Raw genomic sequence first — 24,832 nt, 5'->3', positions numbered from 1 at the left:
CGGCATCCGTTCGGGGGCTACAGCTGGGCCATGATCTGACGGGCGATGATGCGACCGGCCCGGTTGGCGCCGACCGTGCTCGCCTGCGGGCCGTACCCGGCGAAGAAGATGCGCGGGTCGATGGAGGACACCCCGGCACCGACCGCGACGCCGCCGGCTTTGTCCCGCAGTTTAAGCGGGGCCAGGTGCCGCAATTCCGGCCGAAAACCGGATGCCCACACGATCGCGTCGGCCTCGGTGAAGGTTCCGTCGCTCCAGCGCACCCCGGTCGGCTCGATGCTCGAGAACATGGGGCGGGCCACGAGCAGCCCCCGGTCGATGCCGGCCGCGATGCGGCGCGTGACCGGCACCCCGGTGCCGCTGACAATGCTGGGGAGGGCGCTGCCAGCGCGCGCCGCACGATCCTGCTGCATCACGGCCGCCACTGCCGTCACCTCGGCGAGCTGGTCGGTGTGGCTGAAGTCGATCGGCCGGCGTGAAGCCCAGGTCAGTTCGCTCGCCACCCCCTCCAGCTCGAGCAGGAAACCGATCGCCGACGTGCCGCCGCCCACCACGACCACCCGTTGACCGGCGAACGCCTCGCTGGACACGTAGTTCGCCGTATGCACCTGCGTGCCCGCGAAGGTCTTCGCGCCGGGGTAGTGCGGCACGAAGGGCGCACCCCAGGTGCCGGTCGCGTTGACGATCAGGCGCGCGTCGGTTTTCTGGTCGCCGAAAACAGTCGAACTCGTGGCCACCATCAGGTTGGCCTGAATCGGTACCACGCTCGTCACAGTCACCGGCCGCACCACCTTCAACTCGTAGTGCTGCTCGTAGTCGTGGTAATAGTCGCTGACGACGTCGCGGGCAGCCAGATCACGATCGGCCGTGTCAAAGCTCAGGCCGAGTTCTTTCATGCCGGGAAGGTCGTTGACGCGGTGGGCCGACCCGAGGTGCAGTGCCTGCCAGCGGTGCTGCCACGCACCGCCAGTGCCAGGGCCGCGGTCGAAGATGATGAAGTCACGGCCCGCTACGAGGTCAAACCGGCGCAGGTAGTAGGCGACGGACAGCCCGGCCTGGCCGGCTCCGATAATGACGATGGGCACGCTGGCATTGCCCGTCATGCCACCCCATTTCTACGGATTAGCCGTGCGAACGACGTCCGCGGGGCGCGAGGCCCACCATGCTAAACTAAACTCTAGTTTTTACACATTCCGTTCGGCAAATCCCGAGGGTCTCGCGACTCGCTCGGCCTGGCATCGTAAGGGGGTCACGCATGGGGCGCGGCCGTCAAAAAGCAAAGCACACCAAGGTAGCTCGGGAGTTGAAATATTTCAGCCCGGATACCAACTACAACGCGCTCGAACGCGAGCTCACCGGGCATCCGTCCGACCCGCGCCTCGACGAGGACCTCGCCAAGTGGCCGGAGTACGAAGCGGACAAGGCCAAGAAGGCCGCCAGCGCCGGCGCCGGCGACGGTGACGGTGACGGTGACGGTGATTCCGCCGACGATGACGATAATCCCGACGGCGACGATGACCGTTACGTCGATCACTACGCCACCGAAGACGAGAAAAAGCGCGCCTAGCCGCTGGCAGCGGCGTTCGCGGCATCCGTTTGCGCTGCCGCAATTTGTCGTCGCCACGATTCGTCAATCAGTGGTCGCGCTGCCATTTGTGGCTCGCGCACCCGGCAGGCCACGCGCGCAAGCAGCGTGAGCCAGCACCTCCAGGAAACGACCGCGCCAACCTCGGCGCGTGCGACAGCGCTTGCAACAAACGGCCGCGCTGGGGCGCCAGACGGGCCGGGGTCAGTTCGCGTAGGCCCCGACGAGGCGCACGGCGCCGCCGTTGACGCCCTTGGCGCCCTGCTCGAACCCGGTCAGGTCGTGCGCGGCGCGCGAGACGCGGCCGGTGACCCAGGCGGGAATTCCGCTGGTGGCCAGGCGGGCGATGACCGATGAAGCGGATGCCGCATTCACGACCGCGAACATGCCCACTCCGAGGTTCCAGGTTCCCTCCGCGCTTTCCAGGGTGGAGCCGGCCATGTCTCCGAGCACCCGGAACACGGGGGCGGGCGACCATGTGGACCGGTCGACCTCCACCCACGAGCCGACGGGCAGCACGCGGGCGAGGTTCGCCGCGATACCGCCACCGGTGACGTGGCTGAGCGAGTGGATGGCGCCGGCCAGTTCGGGATCGTTGATCACGTCGAGCAGCGGGCCGGTGTACAGGCGAGTCGGTTCGAGCAGCACCTCGCCGACCACGCCGCCGAGTTCGTCCGACGTGTCGGTGTAGCCGATGCCGCGCTGCGCCAGAATGTGGCGCACGAGCGAGTAGCCGTTGGAGTGCAGTCCACTGGAAGCCATCGCGATGACGACGTCGCCGGACACGACCTTCTCGGCGCCAAGCACCTGGTCGGCTTCGACCACGCCGGTGGCCGCGCCGGCCACGTCATAGTCGTCGGCACCCAGCAGGCCGGGATGTTCGGCGGTTTCGCCGCCGACGAGGGCGGTTCCGGTCTCGGAGCACGCACGGGCGATGCCGGCCACGATCGAGGCGATGCGCTCGGGGACGACCTTGCCGCAGGCGATGTAGTCGGTCATGAACAGGGGGCGGGCTCCGACGACGATGATGTCGTCGACGACCATGCCGACCAGGTCTTGCCCGATGGTGTCGTGCTTGTCGATGGCCTGCGCAATGGCGACCTTGGTGCCGACACCATCCGTCGACGTGGCCAGCAGGGGCTGGCGAAACTTGGTGAGGAAGGACACGTCGAACAGTCCGGCGAAGCCGCCGACACCGCCCCAGACCTCGGGGCCGTGCGTCTGGGAGACCGCTGACTTCATGAGTTCGACCGCGAGGTCACCGGCCCGAGTGTCGACTCCGGCCGCTGCGTACGAGTTGCTCATTCTGGTCTTCCCGGGTCACCGAACGGTACCTGGCCCAGGCGGGCGAGGGCTTCTTCTTTGCGTGCGGCGGGTGCCAGCACGGCTTCCAGGTCGGAATCCGGGCCGGGGTCGCATCCGTTTGATGCTGTCGGTCGCTCGAGCAGGTTCTTGCCGAGGTGCTGCGATTCCGGCAGCGCGATCGGGTAGACGCCGGTGAAGCAGGCGGTGCAGAGGCGTTCGCGCGGCTGCTCGGTGGCTGCGATCATGCCGTCTTCGGAGAGGTAGCCGAGGCTGTCGGCGCCGATCGACTGGCGCACCTCGTCGATCTCGAGGCCGGTCGCAATGAGCTCGGCACGGCTGGCGAAGTCGATGCCGTAGAAACACGGCCAGGTGATCGGCGGGCTTGAGATGCGCACGTGCACCTCGGCGGCGCCGGCCTCGCGCAGCATGCTCACGAGGGCGCGCTGGGTGTTGCCGCGCACGATCGAGTCGTCGACGACGATGAGACGTTTGCCCTTGATGACGTTCTTGAGCGGGTTCAGTTTCAAGCGGATGCCGCGCTGCCGGATGGTCTGCGACGGCGCGATGAAGGTGCGCCCGACATAGGAGTTCTTGACCAGGCCCTGACCGAACGGGATACCCGACGCCTGCGCGTAGCCGATGGCGGCGGGGGTGCCGGATTCCGGGGTGGGGATGACGAGGTCGGCCTCGACCGGGTACTCCGCAGCGAGCTTGCGGCCCATCTCGACCCTGGCCTCGTGCACGCCGCGACCAGCGATGGTGGTGTCGGGGCGGGCGAGGTAGACGTATTCGAAGACGCAGCCCTTGGGCTCGGCCTTCGCGAAGCGCTGCGTGCGCAGCCCGTTCTCGTCGATGGTGATGAGCTCACCGGGTTCAACCTCGCGCACGAAGCTCGCGCCGACGATGTCGAGGGCAGCCGTCTCGGAGGCGACGACCCAGCCACGTTCGAGGCGGCCGAGCACGAGCGGCCGCACACCCTGGGGGTCACGGGCCGCGTAGAGGGTGGTTTCGTCCATGAAGACGAGGCAGTAGGCGCCGCGGAGGCGCGGCAGCACCTCGAGCGCGGTGGCTTCGAGGGTGTGGTCGAGGTCGCCGGTGAGCAGAGCGGTGACCACGGCAGTGTCGGTCGTGTTGCCGCGCGCGAGTTCACCGTCAACCTGCGGATAGCGTTCGCGCACGAGCTGCAGCAGCTCGGCGGTATTGGTGAGATTGCCGTTGTGGCCGAGGGCCACGGTTCCGCTCGACGTGCGGCCGAGGGTCGGCTGGGCGTTCTGCCAGCTCGACGAACCGGTCGTGGAATAGCGGGTGTGCCCGACAGCGATGTGCCCGAGCAGGGTGCTCAGCGAGGCCTCGTTGAAGACCTGGGAGACGAGTCCCATGTCTTTGTAGATGAGAATCTTGCTGCCGTCGCTCGTGGCAATTCCGGCCGATTCCTGGCCACGGTGTTGCAGGGCGTAGAGGCCGAAGTAGCTGAGTTTGGCTACCTCTTCGCCGGGAGCCCAGACGCCGAAGACCCCACAAGCATCTTGTGGGCCCTTCTCATTGGGAAGAAGATCGTGATTTAACAGTCCGTCGCCACCGGGCAAGCCGCAGCCTCTTTACTTCTCGTTGAACGCTTGAAAGTCATCGTTGGGGGTGCCGGAGCCAGGCTCAGCGGTACGCAACTCGTTGGCATTGGTGCCGTGTTCGTTGGCACCGTGCTCGTTGGTACTGAGTTCGTTCGCCCCCAGTCTATCGGCGACGACCGACACGTGCGATCGACCAATGACGCGGTCGATCGCGAGGGCCACGACCGCGCCGAGGGTCGTGCCGACGGCGAGACCGCCGAGCAGCAGGAAGCCGAAAATCTGCACCCGGTCGTACTCGTCATTCTCGGGGAATGAAAGCGTGAGGATGAGGGCGAGCAGCACGCCGACAATGGCGCCGAGCAGCATGAAGTTGCGGTACCGCGGCGCCCGATGCACCGTCACGGTTGTCTCAGCCAGGACGGTCTCACTGGCGGTCGCGTTGTCGGCCGACGGGTCTTGGGGTTGCTCAGCCTGGGGCTGCTCAGAAGAACTCACCCGCCCATTGTCCCACGGGCGGATGCGAGACTGGCTCTATGAACACGATTGCGGTACTCGGAAGCGCCAACATGGATCTCGTCGTACGCCAGGCGCGCCTCCCCCGGCCCGGAGAGACGATCTTCGGGGCCGGTTTCAGTACCGTCCCGGGCGGCAAGGGGCTCAATCAGGCGGTCGCCGCAGCCCGACTCGGCGCGGACGTCACCTTTCTCGGAGCGGTAGGCGCAGACGCCTACGGAACTGAGCTGCGTGCGCTGCTGGTGAGCGCGGGCATCCGTTCTACCGAACTCGCCACAGCGGATGCCCCCACCGGCACCGCCCACATCTCCGTCGTGGACAGCGGTGAGAATTCCATCGTCGTGGTGTCGGGCGCCAATGCCACGGTCACGACCCTGAGCGTGGAGCAGCGCGCGGTCGTTGCCGATTCGGCCTTTCTCGTGATGCAGTGCGAGCTGCCGACCCGGGTACTGGCCGAGGGGATCGCGCTCGCCCGCGCGGCCGGGGTGTTCACCGTGCTGACCCCGGCGCCGGTGGTGCCGCTGCCGCCCGGTTTCCTGGCCTCGGTCGACCTCGTCGTGCCGAACCGGGGTGAAGCCGCCGAACTAACCGGGGAGAGCGAACCGGTGCGGGCGGCCGAGGTGCTCAGTGCCGGGGGCCGCTGGGCGATCGTGACGCTGGGCTCGGAGGGGTCGGTCGTGGCCTTCGACGGCGAAGCACTCGGCCTCGCACCGGCCCGCCCGGTGACGGCCGTTGACACGACCGCGGCGGGCGACACCTTCGTCGGGGCGCTCGTGACGCGCCTGGCGGTTGGTTACGTGCGCGGCACCGCTGTCACGCCCGATCAGATGATCGAGGCCGTGCGCTACGCCACGGTCGCGTCCTCGATCGCGGTGACGCGCGCCGGGGCCACCACCTCGATGCCCACCCGAGGCGAGGTCGACGCAATCCTCGCGTAGCCTTCATTACTCGGATCTTGACGCTGGGTCATTACGCGCGGAATCGACACAATGCCTTGCGGCATGTCGTCACGAGGGTGATAGTGAACTGCATCATGAGTGACACGACGTTCGACCAGTTCAGAAACGCCATGGGCAACCGTGTCGCGAGGCGTAACCTGGGTTTCACGATCTCGAATGTAGAAGCACAGGCAATCATCCGCGACGAGCCACTCGTCCGTGAATATTTCGCGAGGTGGCAATCTGATCGACTTTCACCATACGCGGCACCAACCGAGAATATGACGCCTACACCGCCGACCGCGGAAGTCTTCACGGCCCCACCTTGGTCCGACGCCTCCCCAAAGAAGGGCGCCGGCGCTGAAATAGAGTCTCCGGAGTGGTTGACGGCGATTGTCCAGATCCTAGGTACTCTCGTCGGGATAGGTGTGGGTCTGTGGGGACTCTGGTGTACCTGGATAGCCTTCTTCGGCGGCACGCTGCCAATCCCGTTCGTTGATTGGACCACATCCGGTGGCATCGGGCTCGGACTGTTGTTTCTGTTGGTCGTGACGCCCGTCCTCACAGCTCTTGTATCGCAGCTCTTCATCTGGGTGCTTGGTGGCCTTCTGGTTCTGGCTTCCCTTTTGTTTTCAAGAAGGACCTAGTGTCCGTACGCCCTAGCGTCTTACTCGGCGCCACAGGAGCGATCTTGTCTTTGATCGCCCTGACGGACATGCCTGGTGGCTTCTATATATTCCTCAGAGTCGCACTAACCGTTCTCAGCCTCAGTCTCGGTTTCATTGCGATTCGGAATAACTTCACGGTCTGGTTGTGGGGGCTAGCGCCCATTGCAGCACTGTGGAATCCAATATTTCCTGTTTTTCTAGACCGTACGACATGGGCACCGTACAATTTCTTGGCGGCTATCTTTTTCGCCTCCTGCGCCGTCTTCCTCAAAAAGCGTCGCGGGGAAATACAAAAGTCCCGAACGTAGTTGCGCGTCACGCTGGGCTCGGAAGGTCCCGCGGTGGCCTTCGACGGCGAAGCTGCTATGACAAATGTCAACCGAATCGGTGCTCTCTCTTGGAGCTCGTCGGACATTGGTGCTGGGCTGTTTTGGGCGCGCTGAGGTGTGGTCTGGACAGAACACCCGCGCCACTCGGGATGCGATTCAAATTTGCGGAGGTAACGAACGCAACGGGCGTTTCCAACCAGATTCGACAGAATTCGACCGGAATCTCCGCCGTTCGGTACAGCTAGTGCAGGGGCAGCACCGGCACATGCCCGGTGAGGTCGGCGCGGGCGCCGGAGGCGTGGATGGCGCCGCTCGCCAGGCCGTCCGCCCACGGCAGGGCACCGGTCGCTAGGGCGAGCCAGGTGGCGGCATCCGTTTCGACGACGTTCGGCGGGGTGCCGCGGGTGTGGCGCGGGCCGGCCACGCACTGCACGGCACCGAACGGCGGCACGCGCACCTCGAGGGTGTTGCCCTCGGCCTGCTCGGCGAGCAATTGCAGGGTGTAGCGCACCGCCTGGGCCCGGATGTCCCGGCTCGCGCTGGTGCCGCCGGCGAGCGCCGCCCGCACGGCAACCCGCCCGGCTCCGTCGTCGATGCGCGCTCGTGCCATGCGTCCAGTCTGCCGGATCGGCCGGGCCCGAGGCATCGGGTAGCCTGAAACGGTGAAAATTCTGGTCCTTGGTTCCGGTGCCCGCGAGCACGCCATCATCACCGCGCTGCTTCGTGAGGAGCCGCGGCCAAGCGTTACGTGCGCCCCCGGCAACGCCGGCATCGCCGCCGAGGTGCCGGTCGTGGCGCTCGACCCGAACGACCCGGTCACCGTGACCGACTACGCGCTGCTGCACGGCGTCGAACTCGTCGTGATCGGGCCAGAGGCCCCGCTCGTGGCCGGCGTCGCCGACGCCCTGCGCGCCCGCGGCGTCGCCGTGTTCGGACCCGACCGGGCCGCCGCCGCGCTCGAGGGCAGCAAAACCTTCGCCAAACGCATCATGGATGAGGCCGGCGTTCCCACCGGCCGCGCTGTGCGCGCCGGCACCCTCGCCGAGGCTGAAACCGCCCTCGACGAGTTCGGCGCCCCCTACGTGGTCAAGGCCGACGGCCTCGCGGCCGGCAAAGGCGTGCTGGTCACCGCGGACCGCGTTGCCGCCCTCGAACACGCGACCTTCTGGCTCGAACACGGCAGCGTGTTGATCGAAGAATTCCTCGACGGCCAGGAGATCTCGCTCTTTCTGCTCAGCGACGGCGAGCACGTGCTGCCGCTCTCGCCCGCCCAGGACTACAAACGGGCCCTCGACAATGACGCCGGCCCCAACACCGGCGGCATGGGCGCCTACTCACCGCTGCCCTGGCTGGACGCCCAGTTCGGCAGCGAGAACGCGTTCGTCGACGAGATCATCGAAACCGTCGCCCTGCCGACCGTGCGCCAGCTCGCCGCGGAGGGCACACCGTTCGTCGGCCTGCTCTACTGCGGGCTCATCCTGACGGATGCCGGCATTCGCGTCATCGAATTCAACGCGCGTTTCGGAGATCCAGAGACGCAGGTCGTGCTGCCGCGTTTGGTCACGCCGCTGTCCGGGCTGCTGTTCGCCGCCGCGACCGGTGCGCTCGGCCGGCTGCCCCGCCCGGTCTTCTCCGCCGACGTGGCGGTCACCGTTGTGCTGGCGAGCGAGAATTACCCGCAAGACCCGCTCGTGGGCCGCGAGATCACCGGGCTCGACGCTGCCCTCACCGTGGATGGCGTCACGATCGCCCACGCCGCGACCCGGGTCGACGGCGGCACGCTCGTCTCAACCGGCGGCCGGGTGCTCAGCGTCGTCGCCGTCGGCGACTCCTTCCCCGAGGCTCGGGCCCGCGCCTACGAGGCCCTCGGGCAGGTGTCCCTGGCCGGCGCCCACTTTCGCAGCGACATCGCCGCCAGGGTCGCCTGAGCCGCAGCATCCGCTCGCCGATGTCACTCGGGCCTGTTAGTCATGCGCGGTGCGGATGCGGGACAATACAAGGGTGAGCCAATCTGAGCACGAGACCCCCGCCTCCGCCGCCGAACTTGACGGGTGGACGCCCGTCTACTCGGGTAAGGTGCGCGACCTCTACGTGGAATCAAACCCTGTTGAACAAACGGATGCCGCTCCCTCCCTCCAGGCCGCCTCCCGGGTTCTCGTGGTCGCGAGCGACCGGGTCAGCGCGTTCGACCACGTGCTCGAGCCCGGCATCCCGGGCAAGGGCGAGCTGCTCACCACGCTGAGCCTGTGGTGGTTCGACCGCCTGACCGACGTTCCCAACCACCTCGTCCCCGACCACGAACAGGTCGGCGGCATCGTGCGCGAGCTGATTCCTGGCGCCGTCGCCGGCCGGGCCATGCTCTGCCGCACCCTCGACATGTACCCGATCGAGTGCGTCGTGCGCGGCTACCTCACCGGCAGCGGTTGGAAGGAATACCTCGAATCGTCATCGGTGTGTGGCATAAAACTGCCGGCCGGGCTGCAGAACGGCGACCGTCTGCCCGAACCCATCTACACCCCCGCGTGGAAGGCCCCGATGGGCCAGCACGACGAGAACATCTCGTTCGAGCGCACGGTCGAACTCGTCGGACCGACCATCGCCGTCGAGCTGCGCACCCTCTCCCTCGCTCTATTCCAGGCCGCTAGCGCGATCGCCGAGCGGGCCGGCGTCATCCTCGCCGACACCAAGTTCGAGTTCGGCGCCGACCGACACACCGGCGTGACCGTGCTCGCCGACGAGGTGCTCACGAGCGACTCCAGCCGTTACTGGGACGCCGAAGCCTGGCGCACCGGCACCACCCCGGAGACCCGCATGGCGAGCTTCGACAAGCAAATCGTGCGCAACTGGCTCGCGGCGAACTGGGACGGCACCGGCACGCCGCCCGAGCTGCCGACTGAGATCGTGCAGCAGACCGCGGCCCGTTACCGCGAACTGCTCGAGCGCCTCACCAGCGCCTAGCTGCCACCTCTGCGACAATTGGTACGTCCAGTTTGCACATCAAAGTACTGAACGTCACTCCTTCCATCTCAGGTGTGCGAACTTCGGCGCCTGATCTGTGTGGTGTCCACGCCGGTATGGTGCTGACGCTACGAGTCCTCTGCGCTGTCCCCAGATCTATCGGCGCGGGGTCGGCCACCCGTTTCGTGACCGTGAAGCATTGAACAATACGGAGTTCACGATCGACCGGGCTTGGTCGACGAGCCGGCGCACCCAGCGAAGGCCGAGACACAGAGTCCAGACGTTATTAGCCTGGGTCAGGACGCCCTCATGATTTCGAGTGGTCTTCCGTCCACAGTTCGAACCCAATCGAGGATTCTGACCCATAAGACAAACTGCGCTGATGAACTTACGAGAGTTCGCATCCGTAGGCCGAACCTTGCTCCAATCCCTCGAAACAATGGTTTTGAAAAACGCACCCTCATTGTGACGCGTCAGCAATTCAAAACTTCTCAACAATTTTTGACCGGACGGCGCTGCCGCTGCCCAGAGGAAATCGATCGTCGACTCGTCAGAGCATGGTGAAAGGCAGATTCCAGACCCGGTATCGTGTTTTCCTAGCAGACCTGAATATCTTGGGGGATTTCATGACCATCACCATCGCAAACGTACCAGCGCTCTATAGGCTCGATGAGGTCTTCAATGAGGCAGGGCTTCCCGCTGTTACTTACGTACCACCGAAGGAAGCGAAGCAGTTGAAAGGCTCGCTGCTGACAAGGGGAAAACACGTCACTCTCGTGGGCCCATCCGGGAGCGGCAAATCGACGGTTGCGACTCGATTACTGAACGAGCTGGGATTCGACAAAACCCGCGTGCACATGTTCAGCGGTCGCACCTACTCGCAGTACAGCAGCATTTTCGACGTGCTTGCCACGGAGTTTGAGACCGAGTCTTCAGCGGATGCGCTTGAGGAATGGCTCAAATTGTATGAGTTGATTGTCATCGACGACGTTCACCACTTGTCAGCAGCGGCGAGATCTGACCTAGCTATGAACCTAAAGCTGTGGCACGAGCGAGGTATCCGATTCTTCATGATTGGTATTGCGAAGACGGGCGAAGATATCCTCGGCAAGGACCCCGAGCTTGCGATTCGAAATGACCAATGGAAGCTGGGCCCACAGGGTAGATCCTTCCTGGAGCAGGTGCTCGCGCTCGGCGAGTCGGCTCTGAACGTTAGCGTTGATGCCATAAGCCGAGATACCGCAATTTCGGCTGCACAAGGCTCCCCCTCAATTTTTCAAGCCATCTGCAGAGTTGCATGTGTTGAAGCAGATGTTTTGGGCAGCCAGCCGGCTGTAACCGACGTTGCAATTGAGCTTCCGGTAATTCGGGAGTCCGTCGTTCGTCAGTACGATGGGCGCTACCTGAATAAGATTGTAAACCTGGCTCGGGGACGTCGACAAGCGAGGTCAGTCCACGACACGTATTACAGAATGGTTGAGCAGATTGCTCGCAGCGTTGGAAAACAGCAGGTGTCCCGCGACGAGTTGTATCACAAGATCGTGGGGAGTGAAGATGCCCGACAGAAATCGCGTCAAAGGAATAGTTTTTACCGAGCCGTCAGTAATTTACCAAAGGTAATCGAGGAACACGGTCTCTCGGACATTCTCATCTACGAGAACGACACCCTCACAATCGATGACCCAGTGTTCCGCTTCTATCTCGACAACTTGGACTTCTCACGTGTTCGAGCTCAGGTCAACCTGCGCCGCGTGGGTTATGAGTATGATGTGGCGGTCTCGTTTGCTGGGGCCGATCGCCCAATTGTTAGCGAGCTTTTTGAAGCGCTCAAAAGCCGCGGGCTTGAAGTTTTCTACGACTTTGACCAGCAGGCGGCTTTGTGGGGAAAAGATCTTCGCAAGGAGCTAGCCCGCGTATATAGCGAAGAGGCGTTGTTTATGATCGTGTGCCTCTCTGACGAATATCCAGAGAAAGATTGGCCAACTTTCGAGCTAGAGGTCGGTAGGGAAGCAGCTAAGAAGCGAACGGGCGACTACCTCTTGCCATTGATTGTCGGGGCAAACCGTCCTCAGATCGTCGGGCTTCCATCGACGATAGGCCACTTATCCATTCACGACCGATCGATCGAAGACATTGCTGACCTCGCTGCGGAGAAGATTCACACTCTTGCACCGCTGAACGTGGACACGACAAGCCCTGAATCGACCCCTCTCGACTAGGGACCCACTTTTTTTCAGAACTGAAGATGGCCATCTCGACGGCGACGAGTTCGAGGCTGCGAGGCTGCGAGACTGCGAGACTGCGAGGCTGCGAGGCTGCGAGGCTCAATAGTCGCCGATGGAAGAGGGCGAAATCACCCACGATGCCGCACCCGCTGAGCAAGGAGATCTAGATGAGCTGGTCAAATGGCACCTGCCCGAAGCATTGAAAAGCTCTGTGCGCTCCTTGACTCAGCTGCATCGATTTGCCACTTCTGAATCGGCGTGGGTGCCCTCAAACCGACCGCCCGAGTTGGTGGCGGCGACCACCTTCTGACCGTGACCTGCGCGAACCAGAAGGGACCCGCGATGCTTCTATGGGGAGAGGGATTTTCCAGACGCTGGACGGCATGCGGGCCGCGGCGCGCAAACGGGGGGATCCGAACACTGCGAATCGCGGAATAGTCGGGGCGACACCCGAGTTATGCCTGCTGTGACTCTGACTGCGAAAGACCTGCTGGCCGCCGACACCGGTATGGGCGCGGTGACCCTGCGCGTGGGCAACCTCGACGCCATGATCGCCTACTACCGCGACATCGTGACCCTCGAACTGCAGAGCCACGACGGGCCGGTCGCCGTGCTCGGCCGCGGCCAGGTTCCGCTCGTGATCCTGCAGCATGCCCCCGAGCTCGCGGCCGCCGAACCGCGCTCGGCCGGGCTGTACCACACGGCCATTCTGTTCGACACGCAGGCCGACCTCGCCGCCGCCGTGTATTCGATCGGCACGAAGTCGCCCGGAACGTTCACCGGCAGCGCCGATCACCTGGTCAGCCAGGCCTTCTACTTCACCGACCCCGAGGGCAACGGCATCGAGCTGTACTGGGACCGTGACCGCACCCAGTGGAGCTGGACCCACGGCCAGGTCGAAATGGCCTCGCTCTACCTCGACCCGAACGCATTCATTTCTGAGCATATGTCGCAGGAACCCAGCGCCGGCCACGCCATCGTCGGCCACGTGCACCTGTCGGTCGGCGATGTTGCGAGCGCCCGCGAATTCTACGTGAACCGTCTCGGCTTCGAGGCGACCGCGAACTTCGGCCCCTCTGCCCTGTTCGTCTCCGCCGGGGGCTACCACCACCACATGGCCATGAACACCTGGGAGAGCTCGGGCAGCGGCAAACGACGCCTGGCCCTGGGTCTCGGCGAGATCAGCATCATCGTGCCGACCACCGACGACGTCGGCGCCCTCAACGAGCGGATGACCCACTACAGAGTCGACACCCGTCAGGACGGGCAGACCCTCAGCTTCGACGACCCGTGGGCCAACCGCATCCAGGTGAGCTCGGCGGACCACACGAACGCCGCTGCGAACCCGGTCGCGACGATCTAGCAGCGCGGCTCAGCGGGCGGCGCGGGCCGCCCGGCGGGTGAGGCCGTGCACGGTGGCCTGGTAGTCCTTCACGTTGAGCGGGCGGCCTGGCAGCTTGGGCCGGGGCGCGTCGGCGGCGCGCAGGCCGTCGAGCACGATGGAAAGCTGACGCCGCCACTGGCCGGCATAGCCGTCGCCGAGGCTGCCGAGCGATCCGACCATGGTGACGAGCACGGCGAGGTCGACCGCGTCGACGTCCCGGCGCAGCGTGCCGTCCTTTTTGGCCCGGGCCACGAGGCTCGCGATGAAGCCGTCGAACTCCGCCGCCGGCCGCGCCGACGGGTCGAGCTGGGCCATGCGCCGCAGGATCGGCGGCAGCGACGGGTCGGCGACGAGCCATTCGGCGACCCGTTCGGTGTAGACGACGAGCGCATCCCACGGGGTGGGCGCGGCCTCGATCTCCCCACGCACGGCGTGCAGCTGCGCGAGCGCGAGGTCGTAGAGCGCGCGCACGAGGTCGTCCCGGGTCGGAAAGTTGCGGTACAGCGTGGCGACACCGACTTCGGCCTGACGGGCGATCGCCTCGAGTGAGGCGTCGACGCCGTGCTGGGCGAGCAGGGTGCGCGCGCTGAGGATCAGGCGATCGCGGTTGAGCCGGGCGTCGCGGCGACGGGGCGGCACCGGGGCGGGGCGGTCGAGCGCGGTCCTCTCGGGTGCAGACGGAGCCGGCACGCCATCCTGGGGCTTTCGGGTCGGCGAGGTCATGCGCTCCAGTCTAGAACTTTGCCCTGCCCCCATAGTCCGGTGTTGCGCCCACAGCCGCAACCTGCGCACAATTTGAACAAGCCGAACGGAACCCGATGACCCTCAAGAACAACACCCGCGACTTCGACCCGGAGATCGTCACCGATTTTCGCGAGAAGATGAGCTACGGGGCTTACCTCGACCTGCCCACCCTGCTCGACGCGCAGAGGCCGGTCAGCGTTCCGGAACACCACGATGAACTTCTCTTCATCATCCAGCACCAGACCACCGAACTCTGGCTCAAACTCGTGCTGCACGAGCTGCAGGCGGCCATCGAAGCGCTGCGCGCAGACCTGCTCGCGCCGGCCCTCAAGGGCATCGCCCGGGTCAAGCACATTCAACGCACCCTCACCGAGCAGTGGTCGGTGCTCGCCACTCTCACCCCCACCGAATACGCCCAGTTCCGCCATTTTCTGGGCAATTCGAGCGGGTTTCAGTCGTACCAGTATCGTGCGGTCGAGTTCGCGCTCGGCAACAAGAACCGGCGCATGCTGACCGTCTTCGAATCGGATGCCTCCGCTCACGCCCTGCTCACCGCCACCTTCGAAGCGCCCAGCCTCTACGACGAGTTCCTGCGCTACCTGCACCGGGCCGGCTACGACATACCCACCGCGGTGCTCGAACGCGACGTAACCGAGGCCTGGACGTTCCACCCCGAGCTCGTGCATACCTTCCGGGGAATATACGAGAATGCCAGCGAGCACTGGGCCGCCTACGAGGCCTGCGAAGAACTCGTCGACCTCGAGGACAACTTTCAACTCTGGCGTTTTCGGCACCTCAAGACCGTGCAGCGCATCATCGGCATGAAGCACGGCACCGGAGGTTCAAGCGGCGCGGCCTTTCTACAGAAGGCCCTCGAGCTCACCTTCTTTCCGGAGCTGTTCGCGGTGCGCACGGAGATCGGCACGTGACCACCCATTTTCTTCATGGGCGGGGAGCCGTCTACCCGGGCTTCCTCGACGCGCACGTGCACCTCGCCCTGAGTGATCCCGGTCAGCTCCTTACCGGCGGCATCGCCCGCGTACTCGACCTCGGCGGCTGGTTGCCCGACGGCTTGCGCACGTCTATGCCTGATCTGGCATACGCGCACCAGTTCGTGACCGCCCCCGGCGGCTACCCGAGCCGCGCCGACTGGGCCCAGCCCGGGTGGAGCTGCCCGGTCGCCTCCCCAGCGGATGCCGTGAGCGCGGTGGATCTGCAGGTCGCGGCCGGGGCATCCGTTCTGAAGATCACTTTGAACTCGGCGGCCGGGCCGGTGCTCGGTGCCGAGGCACTGGCCGCACTAGTCGGCCGGGCTCACGAGCTGAGGCTGCCGGTCGTCGCGCACGCCGAGGGCGCCGGCCAGGCCGAGCGCGCGTTCACGGCCGGTGTCGACGCGTTCGCCCACACTCCGTTCTCGGAACGCCTCGGCGATGGCCTGGTCACCGCGATGGCCGCTCGAATGACCTGGATCAGTACCCTCGACATCCACGGCTGGGGCTCCCCCACCGTCGCCTTCGAGATCGCGAGCGACAATCTGCGACGATTCCACTGCAACGGCGGACGGGTGCTGTACGGCACCGACCTCGGCAACGGGCCGCTGCCCATCGGCGTCAACCACCGCGAAATCGTGGCGCTGCTCGGCGCCGGCCTGACCCCCGACGACGTGTTGGCGGCTCTCTGCTCGTCGGCACCGCTCGGACTGACCACGCCCGATAGCCGGGTTACCTTTATTCCGGGCGAACGGCCGCAAGGCCCCGGCGCCTTCGCCGACTGGCTCGTCACCGCTCGCGCCCTCACCCGCCCCGAACTCGAGGTACTCGCATGACGCCCACTCCGAACAGTACGACCGGCCTCGATGCCCACCTCGCTTTTGCCCGGCGGATGGACCGCATCGACGGCCTGGCCCACTATCGCGCCCGGTTCCTCGGCACCGACGCCGACACCGACACCGCGAACCCGCGCGCGTACCTCGACGGCAACTCGCTCGGCCGCCCGCTGCGGGCGAGCGCCGACCGCATCGCCGACTTTCTGCAACACGACTGGGGCACCCGGCTCATTCGCGGCTGGGACGAGCAGTGGATGGACCTGCCGCTGCAGATCGGTGACGACCTCGGCCGAGTCTGCCTCGGCGCCGCTCCCGGCCAGATTTTCGTCGGCGACTCCACCAGCGTATTGCTGTACAAGTTGGCCCGCGCCGCCGTGGATTCCCGCCCGCACCGCACCGAGATCGTGCTCGACAGCGACAATTTTCCCACCGACCGGTACATCGTCGAGGGCATCGCACGCGAGCGCGGCTTGACCCTACGCTGGATCGACTCCGACACCGAAGGCGGGGTGACCGCCGAGCAGGTACGCCAGGCAGTCGGCCGAGAGACCTCCCTCGTGCTGCTGAGCCACGTGGCCTACCGCTCCGGCTACCTCGCCGACATGCAGGCCATCACCGCCGTCGCCCACGAGCACGACGCCCTCGTGCTGTGGGACCTGAGCCACTCGGTCGGGTCGGTTCCGGTCGAACTCGACCGCTGCGACGTGGACCTCGCGGTCGGCTGCTCGTACAAATATCTCAGCGGCGGGCCGGGCGCCCCGGCGTTCGGCTACGTCAGGAGCGACCTGCACGATGTGCTCACCCAGCCGATCCAGGGCTGGATGGGAGCGCAGGCCATCTTCGAGATGGGGCCGGGGTATCAGCCGGCCACCGGCATCCGTCGTTTCATGAGCGGTACCCCCGCCGTGCTGGGCATGCTCGCCATGCAGGACACGATCGCCATGCTGAATGAAGCCACGATCGAGTCGGTGCGCGCCAAGTCGGTCGCGCTGACCGAATTCGCGATCACCCTCGTCGATGAGTGGCTCGCGCCGATGGGGGTCACCGTGGCTTCGCCGCGGGAGCAGACCCATCGCGGCGGGCACGTGACCATCAACCATCCGCTCATGCGGCAGGTCACGAAGATTCTGTGGGACAACGATGTGATTCCCGATTTTCGAGCACCGAACGGGCTGCGGCTCGGCCTCGCCCCGCTGAGCACGAGCTTCGTCGAGACCTACGACGGCGTCGCCGCCGTACGCGACGTGCTGCGCGGCATCCTGCTCGGCCAGAACGGCGTGAGCCGGTAGAGCGGCGGGCAGGGCCGTACCCGGCCTGTAGAATTACAGTGATTTGCCACGACTATAAGCCCCAGACTGTATGCGGAGTGCCCTGTGCCAACGATCGTCGTCGAAGTAATGCCCAAGGCCGAGTTGCTTGACCCCCAGGGCAAGGCCGTCGCCGGCGCCCTCGGTCGCCTCGGTCAGACCCAGTCAGCGCTGGCCAACGTCACCGGCGTGCGCGTCGGCAAGCGCTTCGAGATCTCCATCGACGGTGAAGCGGATGCCGCGACCCTCGCCGCCGTGCGCGAGCTCGCCGACACGGTATTGTCGAACTCCGTGATCGAGGATGTCGTCGGCATCCACGTGCAGGACGCACCCTCCGGCGCGGTCGCCTGATGCGCATCGGCGTCGTTACCTTTCCCGGCTCGCTCGATGATCGTGACGCTGCGCGCGCGATCCGCCTGGCCGGCGCCGATGCCGTAGCCCTCTGGCACGGCGACCACGACCTGCACGGCGTCGATGCCCTCGTGCTGCCCGGCGGGTTCAGCTACGGCGACTACCTGCGGGCCGGCGCCATCGCGAGCCTCTCGCCGATCATGACCGAGGTCATCGACGCGGCGAACCAGGGCATGCCCGTTCTCGGCATCTGCAACGGATTCCAGATGCTCACCGAGGCCCACCTGCTCGACGGCGGCCTCATTCGAAACGACCAGGGTCGCTTCATCTGCCGCGACCAGGGCCTGCGCATCGAGAACACCACGAGCGACTGGACCAGCGGGTTCGCCGCTGACGCCGAGATCGTCATTCCGCTCAAGAACGGCGAGGGCTCGTTCATGGCCTCGGCCGAAACCCTCAAGGTGCTCGAGGGTGAGGGCCGCATCGTGGCCCGCTACATCGGCGGCAACCCGAACGGTTCGTTGAACGATATCGCCGGTGTCACCAACGCCCGCGGCAACGTCGTCGGCCTCATGCCGCACCCCGAACACGCCGTCGAGGCCGGTTTCGGTCCCGACACCGACGACGCCATGGCGAGCGGCATCGACGGCCTCGTTTTCTTCACCTCGGTCATCGCCCAGGCGCTCATCGCGCGGTAGTCCCTCGCGGTCGCCAGCCCGCGGCATCCGCTCGCCGGTTCGGCTGGATGGGCGCGCCCGATGTGGGTGGCCGCGCCCGAAGTTACCGTAGCGGCCACCCATTTCGGGGGCTGCCACACTCGCCTCATCGGGTTAGTGCGCGGTGCGAGGAATCCGCTTGACCGGGTATGCGACTAACCGTTGACCGCGATCGCGGCGACCGCGGCCAGCGCGAGCCCCATACCGGCCACCTGCCACCGACCGACGCGTTCCTTGAGCACGAGCACAGCGAGCAGTACGGTAACGGCCGGGTAGAGCGATACCAGCACCGACACCAACGACAGCAGGCCTGCCTGCAGGGCGTAGAGGAGTGCAATCGTGGCGAGGACGTCGAGTATCGCCACGACTACGGCGAAGCCGAGAATGGTGCGCGGCGGGCGGGCCAGCTGGCCCGTTCCGGTCGCCACCGCGATGACGATGACGGATGCCACGGTGCGCGACACCACGAGTGGCCACAGGCCGGTGCCGGTCTCGATCTGGTGGGTGAAGATGAAACTCAGGGCGAAGCTCACACCCGACCCCACCGTGAACCACGCGACACGGCGGGTGAATCGTGGGGCACGCGCGCCCGAAACCGTGTGGTCGGCGACGCCGGGCGGTTCCCGGCTCACCAGGATCACCGCGACGATGGCGAGCGTGATGCCACCGTAGGAGATGACCGAGGGCCGCTCCCCCATGATCACGCCTACGATCACCGGGATGCCGGCGACGATGACCGCGGTCAGCGGCGACACGACGCTCATCGGTCCCTCGGCCAGGGCGATGTAGAACCACCACATGGCGAGGGCGAGCACGGTGCCCGACGCCGCGCCGAACAGCATCGACCGCCAGGAGAACTCACCGCCGACGAAGGCGGCGGCGATGGCGATGATCACCGCCGAGATCGGGTAGGAGAGGAGCACCACTCGCAGCGCGGCCACCCGGCGCGACGCGATGCCGCCGAGAAAGTCGCTCACTCCGTAGGCGGCGGCTGAAACCAGGGCGAGGACGACCCCGATCATGCGTGCTGGCAGGGTGAAGTGGTGCGCATGAGTTCACGGTAGCAGCGCAGGCGGGCCCCGCTGACGGCGACCGGCACCGGCGCGCTCACCCGTCACGCTGTTGTTTGCTGCACGCGCTGCCCCAGCCTGCTGGGGCGCCTGGCCTGCCGGCCGCGCGAGCAACAAAGTACCGCGCGAGCGGCGGATCAGCTCGCTTAGCTCGCCGGCACGACCGGTCGAGCGGATGCTGCCGGCTCGGCCTGCGCGTCGGTCGCGACCGCAGCAGCAGCAGCGGCGGCGTCCAGGCGAACGTAGGTGGCGCCATCCGCTTCGAGGGTCTCGGGCAGGATGTCGCGCTCGATCGTGGTGGCGAGCGGCTTCTCGGTGACGAAGCAGAGCAGGATGACGGCGACGATCACGAGCGGCACCATATAGAGGAACACCGGGGTGAGCGCGTCGTTATAGCCGCTGACGATGATCTGGCGGGCGGCCTCTGGCAGTTCCCGTACCATGGCCGGGGTGAACGAGTTCGCCGCTCCCGCACCGGCGGCGCCGGCGGGCATCCGCTCGGTGAGCAGTTCGGTCAGGCGGGCGGCGAACAGGCTCCCGACCACGGCGGAACCGATGGAGGCGCCGATCTGGCGGAAGTAGTTGTTCGACGCGGTGGCCGTACCGACCTCGGAGTTCGGGAAGGAGTTCTGCACGATCAGGATGAGGATCTGCATGCTCAGTCCGAGCCCGACGCCCATGACCGCGAGGTAGCTGCAGAGCACCCAGATCGCCAGGGTCGGCGTCATGGTCGAGAGCAGCACGAGGGCAACGCCGACGATGACCGTGCCCGTGATAGGCATCCACTTGTAGCGGCCGAATTTACTCACCAGCCAGCCGGAACCGATCGAGCTGATCAGCAGCGCTGCCATCATCGGGATCATCAGGAACCCGGCCTCGGTGGCGTTCGCGCCGGTCACCATCTGCAGGTAAGTCGGCAGGTAGGCGAGGGCGCCGAACATGGCGATGCCGGTGATCAGGCCGGCGATGGTCGTGAGGTTGAAGTTGCGGTCACGAAACAGGTGCAGCGGCATGATCGGCTCGGCGGCCCGGCGCTCGACCAGGACGAAGGCCACAGCGGCGACGACGGTGCCGATGATCAGCGACAGGATCAGCAGGGAATCCCAGTCATAGGTCGTGCCGCCCCAGGTCGTAATGAGCACGAGACCGGTGGAGGCCAGGGCGAGCAGGCCCATGCCTGCCACGTCGAGCTTCGGCTTGGCGTGGTCGACCGTGGGCAGGCGCAGAAAGAAGATCGCGGTGACGATGGCGAGGGCGCCGAGGGGGATGTTCATCCAGAACGCCCAGCGCCAGCCGATGCCCTCGGTGAACCAGCCGCCGAGCAGTGGGCCGGCCACGGAGGACAGCGCGAACACGCCACCCATGATGCCCATGTACTTGCCGCGCTCGCGGGCCGGTACGACGTCGGCAATGATGGCCTGCGAGAGGATCATCAGCCCGCCGCCGCCGAGGCCCTGCACGGCGCGACCGATGATGAGCCAGGTCATGTCGGGGGCGAGGCCACCGACGATCGAGCCGAAAATGAAGATACTGATGGCGCCGATGAACAGGCCTTTTCGACCGATCAGGTCGCCAAGCTTGCCGTAGACCGGCAGCATGATGGTCGACGCGAGAATGTAGGCGGTCGTCACCCAGAGCATGTGGTCGACGCCGTTGAGTTCGCCGACGATGGTCGGCAGGGCGGTGCTGAAGATGGTCTGGTCGAGCGAGGCGAGCAGCATGGTGACCATGAGCCCGGCGAAGACCAACAGAATGTGACGCTTGCCGGGGGCCGGAGCGGCCGGGACCTCGCGCGGGGAAAGTGTGGTGGTCATGAAAGTCTTTCGGTTACCTCTCTGGCGAGCGAGATTGCTCGTGATTCAAGTCGTTCGGCCGCGCCGTCGGCGTCGGTTTCAGCCCATTCCTTCACTGCCACCCGCACCGCGCCGCCGCAGAGGGCGAGCACCAGTTCAGCGGATGCCGCCAGCTCGGCCGGTGAGCCGCTCGCGAAGCGCGCGTCCCGCGCCACCACGGCGGCGACCGCACCCGTGACCTCGGTGGTCAGCTGGGTGAACTGGGCGAGCTGGGTGGTGAGCAGTTGCGGGTGTCGGCGCAGGATCTCCAGCCGGTCGTCTTTCATGGTCGGGCGCGTCGATGGCGGGCCGATCACGGTCAGCAGCAGGTGGATGACCGAGTCGATCAGCCCGTGTTCGGCCACACGGTCGCAGTGTCGTTCCAGCTCGGTCGCTGCAATTTCGACCTGGCGCAGGCCGAGGATCGCGGCATCCTTGCTTTCGAAATAGTTGAAGAAGGTGCGCGGAGACACGTCGGCCAGTTCGCTGATCGCGTCGACCGTGGTGTGTTCGAGGCCGTCCCGCAGCACCAGGGTGACCGCGGCATCTTCGAGCCGCAGGCGCGTTTCGATGCGTTTGCGGTCACGCAGGCCGAGGTTCAGTTCGATTATCACTCGAGCAATTCTTGCGCACACTGCGTTTTTGCGCAACTGCATAATTACAGTGATGCAGGTTTCCCGGCGAACGCTCAGGTAGGTGATCACCGCGCCAGTTGCCGGGCCCTGCGCCACCTCTAGCTGGCGCGGTGACCCAGAGGTGGAGCGGTCACGCCGCGAGCATCCGCTGGGCGGGTCAGCCGAGGGTCGCGGGCGGCTGCGGCGTCAGGCCCACGCGGGGATGGCGGGCAGTCGCGGCCAGCGCGAGGGCGGCATCCGCTTTCGCGAGGTCGAAGGTCGCGCCGACCAGGGCCGAGAACGGATGCCGGTGCCAGGCTCCGCTGAGATAGGCCACCGCCTGCGCCAGATCGCCCGGGGTGTAATTGTGCACGCCGCGCACGGTGACCAGGCGGCGCACGATCGACTCCGGGTCGAGCACCACGGCCTCCCCCGGCGAGACGCTGCCGACGAGCACGACCACGCCGCCGATGCCGATCAGGTCGATGGCCGTCTTCACGGCGGGCCGGGCGCCGCTCAGTTCGAGGGCGATGGTCGGCTCGGCGGCGCCGGCCTGCTGCAGCGCGGTGAGCACGCTCGCCACCCCGGTCGGTGACTCGCACGGCGCACCCGGGTCAGCGACGGCCGCGGCGCCGAAGGCGAGCGCAAGCTGCCGGCGGGCGGCATCCGGGTCGCTGACGATAACGAGGGCACCGGCATCCGTCGCCATCGCGCAGGCCGTGACGCCGAGCATGCCGGCGCCGGTCACCAGCACCGTCGCTCCGGCCAGCGGCACGAGAGCGGATGCCGCACCCAGCGCCGCGACGACGGTGGCCGTCGCGCAGGAGGCCGGCGCCAGTACCGTCGCCGGAACCTGTTCATCGACGACCACGACGGCCGTTCCGGCACGCACCTGCACGTGGGTGGCGAAACCGCCACTGAGTTCCCAGCCCCGCCGCATCCGCTCGTGGCCGTACTTGGCCAATTCGATGCACTTCTGGGGCAGGCCGCGACGGCAGCGCGGGCAGGTTCCGCAACTCACCGTGACCGACCAGACCACTCGCTGGCCTACCCGCAAAGACATTCCATTTGCGGCATATGACTTCTCGGTGACGGCAACGATGCGACCGACCTGCTCGTGTCCGAGCACGAGCGGCTTGTTGGCCGGGCGGTGACCCAGGGCGGTGTGCACGTCGGAGCCGCAGACCGTGGCCAGCTCGACCTCGACCAGCACATCGCCGAGGCCCAGCAGCACGCCGGGGACCGCCACGGCGTCCGACGGCAGGCCGACACCCGACCAGACCATGGCCTCCGCGGCGCGCGGTAGAACGACCTCGCGGCCGACTGGGCGGGCCGTCAGGGTCGCCGGCGACGCTGGGTGAGGATCGTGTTCGGGCATGACTACTCGATCGTGTCCTCACGCAGGCCGAGCAGCTCGGCGAGGTCGGCGACGCTCGCGATGACGACGTCAGCCCCGGCATCCTCGAGGGTCTCGGTGTCGTGCGTGCCGGTGAGCACACCAACGACGAGGCCGGCACCCGCACTCAGGCCGGAGAGAATGTCACTCGCCGTGTCGCCGACGACGACCATGGCGGCGACGCTCGATGCCCCGGTGCGCAGCAGCGCGGTGAGCGGCAGGTCGGGGTACGGGCGACCACGGCCGGCTTCGGCCGGGCACAGACTCACGTCGATGAGGTCGCTCCAGCCGAGTTTCTGGATGAGCGTGTCCTGCGTTGCCCGGGAGAATCCGGTGACGAGGGCCACCTTCACTCCGGCATCCCGGAGTTCCTGGAACAGGTCGGCGGCGCCCGCGATCGCCGTCACACCGACCTGCTCGACGAGTTCCCCATAGGCGGTTTCGAACGCGGCGGTCGCCGCGACGGCCGCCTCTTCGGAATCGGTCAGCTCGCGAAAGACGTCGAGCTTGGACTGGCCCATGGTCTCGCGCACGAACGCGACGGCTTCCTCGAGCTGGTCGGCGGTGTCGGCGAGGCCGCTGCGCTCGGCGGCGAGCACGAAGGCCCGTTCGACGAGTCCGTCGTCGCTCACCGTGGTGCCGGCCATGTCGAAGACGACGAGCTCGACGTCAACGTCGTCGGTATCGAAAACGTCAAGCTCAAGATCGAGGGAGAGGGGTGCGGTGCTCATAGGGTGCCTTTCAATGAGGGGATGGAATCGCAGACAGAGGCCATGACGTGCTCGGCGAGGCCGAGACCGGTCGTCATGCCGATCCCGGTGGTGGCCGCAACAAGGTGCACGCCGGAAATCGATGCGTTGAGGTCGGTACCTCCACCTACGTTAGGCAATCGCCGCCAACGGTGATGGCGATCGCGGTTACCGGCAGGTGAACGCGCAATGGCAACTGGGCGAGACTACAACGGGGTATTTTTCGCGACGCTCAGTTGCGCGGCCAGAGCAGTATTGCGTCAAGGTCCTCCAGCGATACGGCGCCGAATTCGCGCGAATCGATGGAAACGGCGCGGTTGTCGCCGAGCACGAAGACGTGACCCGGTGGAACGGTCACCGGGCCGAAGTAGGTGCCGTCAATACGGCTGTGATCCACGAATGGTTCGGCCACTTTGACGCCGTTCACGAAGAGAACAGCATCTCTGATGGCAACCTGCTCGCCACCGACGGCAACCACGCGTTTCAGGGTGGTCTGGCCATCCTGGGGGCTGGGAAAAATCACCAGCCGACCGGCTGTAACGGTATCCGCGGGCGGTGACCTCTTGACCAGGAGAACCGTGCTGCCGCGCATGATCGTGGGCTCCATGCTGTCAGAGCTGACCATCAACGGTTCAAAGACCCACAAACGCAGTCCCAGAATCAGGGCGATGCTCAAAACAATTATGGAGGAGCACCGGATGCGCGCCGCATTCGAGCCCCGACGCCCGACCACCGGCACCCGAACACCGCTCATC

General features: G+C 66.1%; 27 protein-coding genes. 14 read left to right on the top strand and 13 right to left on the bottom strand.

What is annotated here, in order from left to right; genetic code table 11:
• Positions 1-17 precede the first annotated feature (17 nt).
• Positions 18-1,103 (bottom strand): NAD(P)-binding domain-containing protein, encoded by a 1,086-nt coding sequence (locus tag E3O06_RS06450; protein ID WP_134502142.1) that lies wholly within the window; start codon positions 1,101-1,103, stop codon positions 18-20.
• Positions 1,104-1,255: 152 nt separating this feature from the next.
• Between E3O06_RS06450 and E3O06_RS18375 the strand changes: the two genes are divergently transcribed.
• A complete protein-coding gene (locus E3O06_RS18375; protein ID WP_241979924.1) occupies positions 1,256-1,567 on the top strand; it encodes a DUF3073 domain-containing protein in 312 nt (103 codons plus the stop codon).
• 222 nt (positions 1,568-1,789) lie between these two features.
• Here E3O06_RS18375 and purM read toward each other — a convergent pair whose 3' ends face one another.
• From purM to E3O06_RS06430, 3 genes are read right to left on the bottom strand one after another with little or no spacing between them, the layout of a single operon-like run.
• Positions 1,790-2,890, bottom strand: a complete 1,101-nt coding sequence (gene purM / locus E3O06_RS06440; protein ID WP_134502141.1) for a phosphoribosylformylglycinamidine cyclo-ligase — start codon at positions 2,888-2,890, stop codon at positions 1,790-1,792.
• Positions 2,887-4,476 (bottom strand): amidophosphoribosyltransferase, encoded by a 1,590-nt coding sequence (gene purF, locus E3O06_RS06435; protein ID WP_134502140.1) that lies wholly within the window; start codon positions 4,474-4,476, stop codon positions 2,887-2,889. Before purF ends, purM begins: the two co-directional genes overlap by 4 nt.
• Positions 4,477-4,488: 12 nt before the next feature.
• A complete protein-coding gene (locus E3O06_RS06430; RefSeq protein WP_134502139.1) occupies positions 4,489-4,953 on the bottom strand; it encodes an MFS transporter in 465 nt (154 codons plus the stop codon).
• Positions 4,954-4,991: 38 nt separating this feature from the next.
• On the opposite strand from E3O06_RS06430, the gene E3O06_RS06425 reads away from it, so the two are divergent.
• The 3 genes from E3O06_RS06425 to E3O06_RS18370 all read left to right on the top strand — a co-directional run bounded on the left by E3O06_RS06425 (position 4,992) and on the right by E3O06_RS18370 (position 6,885).
• Positions 4,992-5,909: a ribokinase gene (locus E3O06_RS06425; RefSeq protein WP_134502138.1), complete on the top strand. Its 918-nt coding sequence runs from the start codon at positions 4,992-4,994 to the stop codon at positions 5,907-5,909.
• Between the two features lie 95 nt (positions 5,910-6,004).
• Positions 6,005-6,556, top strand: coding sequence for a hypothetical protein (locus E3O06_RS06420; RefSeq protein ID WP_134502137.1), 552 nt, complete (start codon positions 6,005-6,007; stop codon positions 6,554-6,556).
• Positions 6,556-6,885 (top strand): DUF6804 family protein, encoded by a 330-nt coding sequence (locus E3O06_RS18370; protein ID WP_420898870.1) that lies wholly within the window; start codon positions 6,556-6,558, stop codon positions 6,883-6,885. The genes E3O06_RS06420 and E3O06_RS18370 overlap by 1 nt, the downstream gene beginning before the upstream one ends.
• A gap of 262 nt (positions 6,886-7,147) precedes the next feature.
• Here the strand turns inward: E3O06_RS18370 and E3O06_RS06415 are convergent, their stop codons facing one another.
• On the bottom strand, positions 7,148-7,516 hold the full coding sequence (locus tag E3O06_RS06415) for a sterol carrier family protein (protein ID WP_134502136.1): 369 nt from the start codon (positions 7,514-7,516) through the stop codon (positions 7,148-7,150).
• Between the two features lie 52 nt (positions 7,517-7,568).
• On the opposite strand from E3O06_RS06415, the gene purD reads away from it, so the two are divergent.
• From purD to E3O06_RS06390, 5 genes are all read left to right on the top strand, one after another.
• Complete coding sequence (purD, locus tag E3O06_RS06410) at positions 7,569-8,834, top strand: phosphoribosylamine--glycine ligase (protein WP_134502135.1); 1,266 nt, start codon at positions 7,569-7,571, stop codon at positions 8,832-8,834.
• Between the two features lie 55 nt (positions 8,835-8,889).
• Entirely contained in the window at positions 8,890-9,864 is a 975-nt protein-coding gene (locus tag E3O06_RS06405) for a phosphoribosylaminoimidazolesuccinocarboxamide synthase (RefSeq protein ID WP_134502134.1), read from the top strand.
• 626 nt (positions 9,865-10,490) lie between these two features.
• A complete protein-coding gene (locus E3O06_RS06400; RefSeq protein WP_134502133.1) occupies positions 10,491-12,083 on the top strand; it encodes a TIR domain-containing protein in 1,593 nt (530 codons plus the stop codon).
• 118 nt (positions 12,084-12,201) lie between these two features.
• A complete protein-coding gene (locus tag E3O06_RS06395) occupies positions 12,202-12,399 on the top strand; it encodes a hypothetical protein (protein ID WP_134502132.1) in 198 nt (65 codons plus the stop codon).
• Between the two features lie 147 nt (positions 12,400-12,546).
• Entirely contained in the window at positions 12,547-13,452 is a 906-nt protein-coding gene (locus E3O06_RS06390) for a VOC family protein (RefSeq protein WP_241979920.1), read from the top strand.
• Positions 13,453-13,461: 9 nt separating this feature from the next.
• On the opposite strand, the gene E3O06_RS06385 is transcribed toward E3O06_RS06390, so the two are convergent.
• Positions 13,462-14,196 (bottom strand): TetR/AcrR family transcriptional regulator, encoded by a 735-nt coding sequence (locus E3O06_RS06385; RefSeq protein ID WP_166788125.1) that lies wholly within the window; start codon positions 14,194-14,196, stop codon positions 13,462-13,464.
• 95 nt (positions 14,197-14,291) lie between these two features.
• Between E3O06_RS06385 and kynA the strand changes: the two genes are divergently transcribed.
• The 5 genes from kynA to purQ all read left to right on the top strand — a co-directional run bounded on the left by kynA (position 14,292) and on the right by purQ (position 18,398).
• Positions 14,292-15,146: a tryptophan 2,3-dioxygenase gene (gene kynA / locus E3O06_RS06380; RefSeq protein WP_134502130.1), complete on the top strand. Its 855-nt coding sequence runs from the start codon at positions 14,292-14,294 to the stop codon at positions 15,144-15,146.
• Entirely contained in the window at positions 15,143-16,042 is a 900-nt protein-coding gene (locus E3O06_RS06375) for an amidohydrolase family protein (RefSeq protein WP_134502129.1), read from the top strand. The genes kynA and E3O06_RS06375 overlap by 4 nt, the downstream gene beginning before the upstream one ends.
• On the top strand, positions 16,039-17,331 hold the full coding sequence (locus E3O06_RS06370; protein ID WP_134502128.1) for a kynureninase: 1,293 nt from the start codon (positions 16,039-16,041) through the stop codon (positions 17,329-17,331). The genes E3O06_RS06375 and E3O06_RS06370 overlap by 4 nt, the downstream gene beginning before the upstream one ends.
• A gap of 84 nt (positions 17,332-17,415) precedes the next feature.
• Complete coding sequence (locus tag E3O06_RS06365) at positions 17,416-17,700, top strand: phosphoribosylformylglycinamidine synthase subunit PurS (RefSeq protein WP_134502127.1); 285 nt, start codon at positions 17,416-17,418, stop codon at positions 17,698-17,700.
• On the top strand, positions 17,700-18,398 hold the full coding sequence (gene purQ / locus E3O06_RS06360) for a phosphoribosylformylglycinamidine synthase subunit PurQ (RefSeq protein WP_134502126.1): 699 nt from the start codon (positions 17,700-17,702) through the stop codon (positions 18,396-18,398). Before E3O06_RS06365 ends, purQ begins: the two co-directional genes overlap by 1 nt.
• A gap of 173 nt (positions 18,399-18,571) precedes the next feature.
• Here the strand turns inward: purQ and E3O06_RS06355 are convergent, their stop codons facing one another.
• From E3O06_RS06355 to lepB, 7 genes are all read right to left on the bottom strand, one after another.
• On the bottom strand, positions 18,572-19,438 hold the full coding sequence (locus E3O06_RS06355) for a DMT family transporter (RefSeq protein ID WP_134502125.1): 867 nt from the start codon (positions 19,436-19,438) through the stop codon (positions 18,572-18,574).
• Positions 19,439-19,632: 194 nt separating this feature from the next.
• Positions 19,633-21,300 carry an MDR family MFS transporter gene (locus E3O06_RS06350; RefSeq protein WP_134502124.1) on the bottom strand — a complete coding sequence of 556 codons (1,668 nt, stop codon included), beginning with the start codon at positions 21,298-21,300 and terminating at the stop codon, positions 19,633-19,635.
• A complete protein-coding gene (locus E3O06_RS06345; protein WP_166788124.1) occupies positions 21,297-21,932 on the bottom strand; it encodes a TetR/AcrR family transcriptional regulator in 636 nt (211 codons plus the stop codon). Before E3O06_RS06345 ends, E3O06_RS06350 begins: the two co-directional genes overlap by 4 nt.
• A 178-nt stretch (positions 21,933-22,110) precedes the next feature.
• Positions 22,111-23,310: an alcohol dehydrogenase catalytic domain-containing protein gene (locus E3O06_RS06340; protein WP_134502122.1), complete on the bottom strand. Its 1,200-nt coding sequence runs from the start codon at positions 23,308-23,310 to the stop codon at positions 22,111-22,113.
• Positions 23,311-23,312: 2 nt separating this feature from the next.
• The gene (locus tag E3O06_RS06335) at positions 23,313-24,059 is read right to left on the bottom strand and encodes a phosphonatase-like hydrolase (protein ID WP_134502121.1); all 747 of its coding nucleotides are present in this window, start codon (positions 24,057-24,059) and stop codon (positions 23,313-23,315) included.
• The gene (locus tag E3O06_RS17475) at positions 24,056-24,217 is read right to left on the bottom strand and encodes a hypothetical protein (RefSeq protein WP_166788123.1); all 162 of its coding nucleotides are present in this window, start codon (positions 24,215-24,217) and stop codon (positions 24,056-24,058) included. Before E3O06_RS17475 ends, E3O06_RS06335 begins: the two co-directional genes overlap by 4 nt.
• Positions 24,218-24,309: 92 nt before the next feature.
• On the bottom strand, positions 24,310-24,831 hold the full coding sequence (lepB, locus tag E3O06_RS06330) for a signal peptidase I (RefSeq protein WP_134502120.1): 522 nt from the start codon (positions 24,829-24,831) through the stop codon (positions 24,310-24,312).
• Between the last annotated feature and the right edge of the window lies 1 nt (position 24,832).

Origin of the sequence: Cryobacterium glaciale, from assembly GCF_004402535.1 — a bacterium.
GTDB classification, from domain to species: domain Bacteria; phylum Actinomycetota; class Actinomycetes; order Actinomycetales; family Microbacteriaceae; genus Cryobacterium; species Cryobacterium glaciale.
The sequence above is the reverse complement of the archived record's forward strand: the minus strand, read 5'-3'. Positions and strand labels throughout refer to the sequence as shown.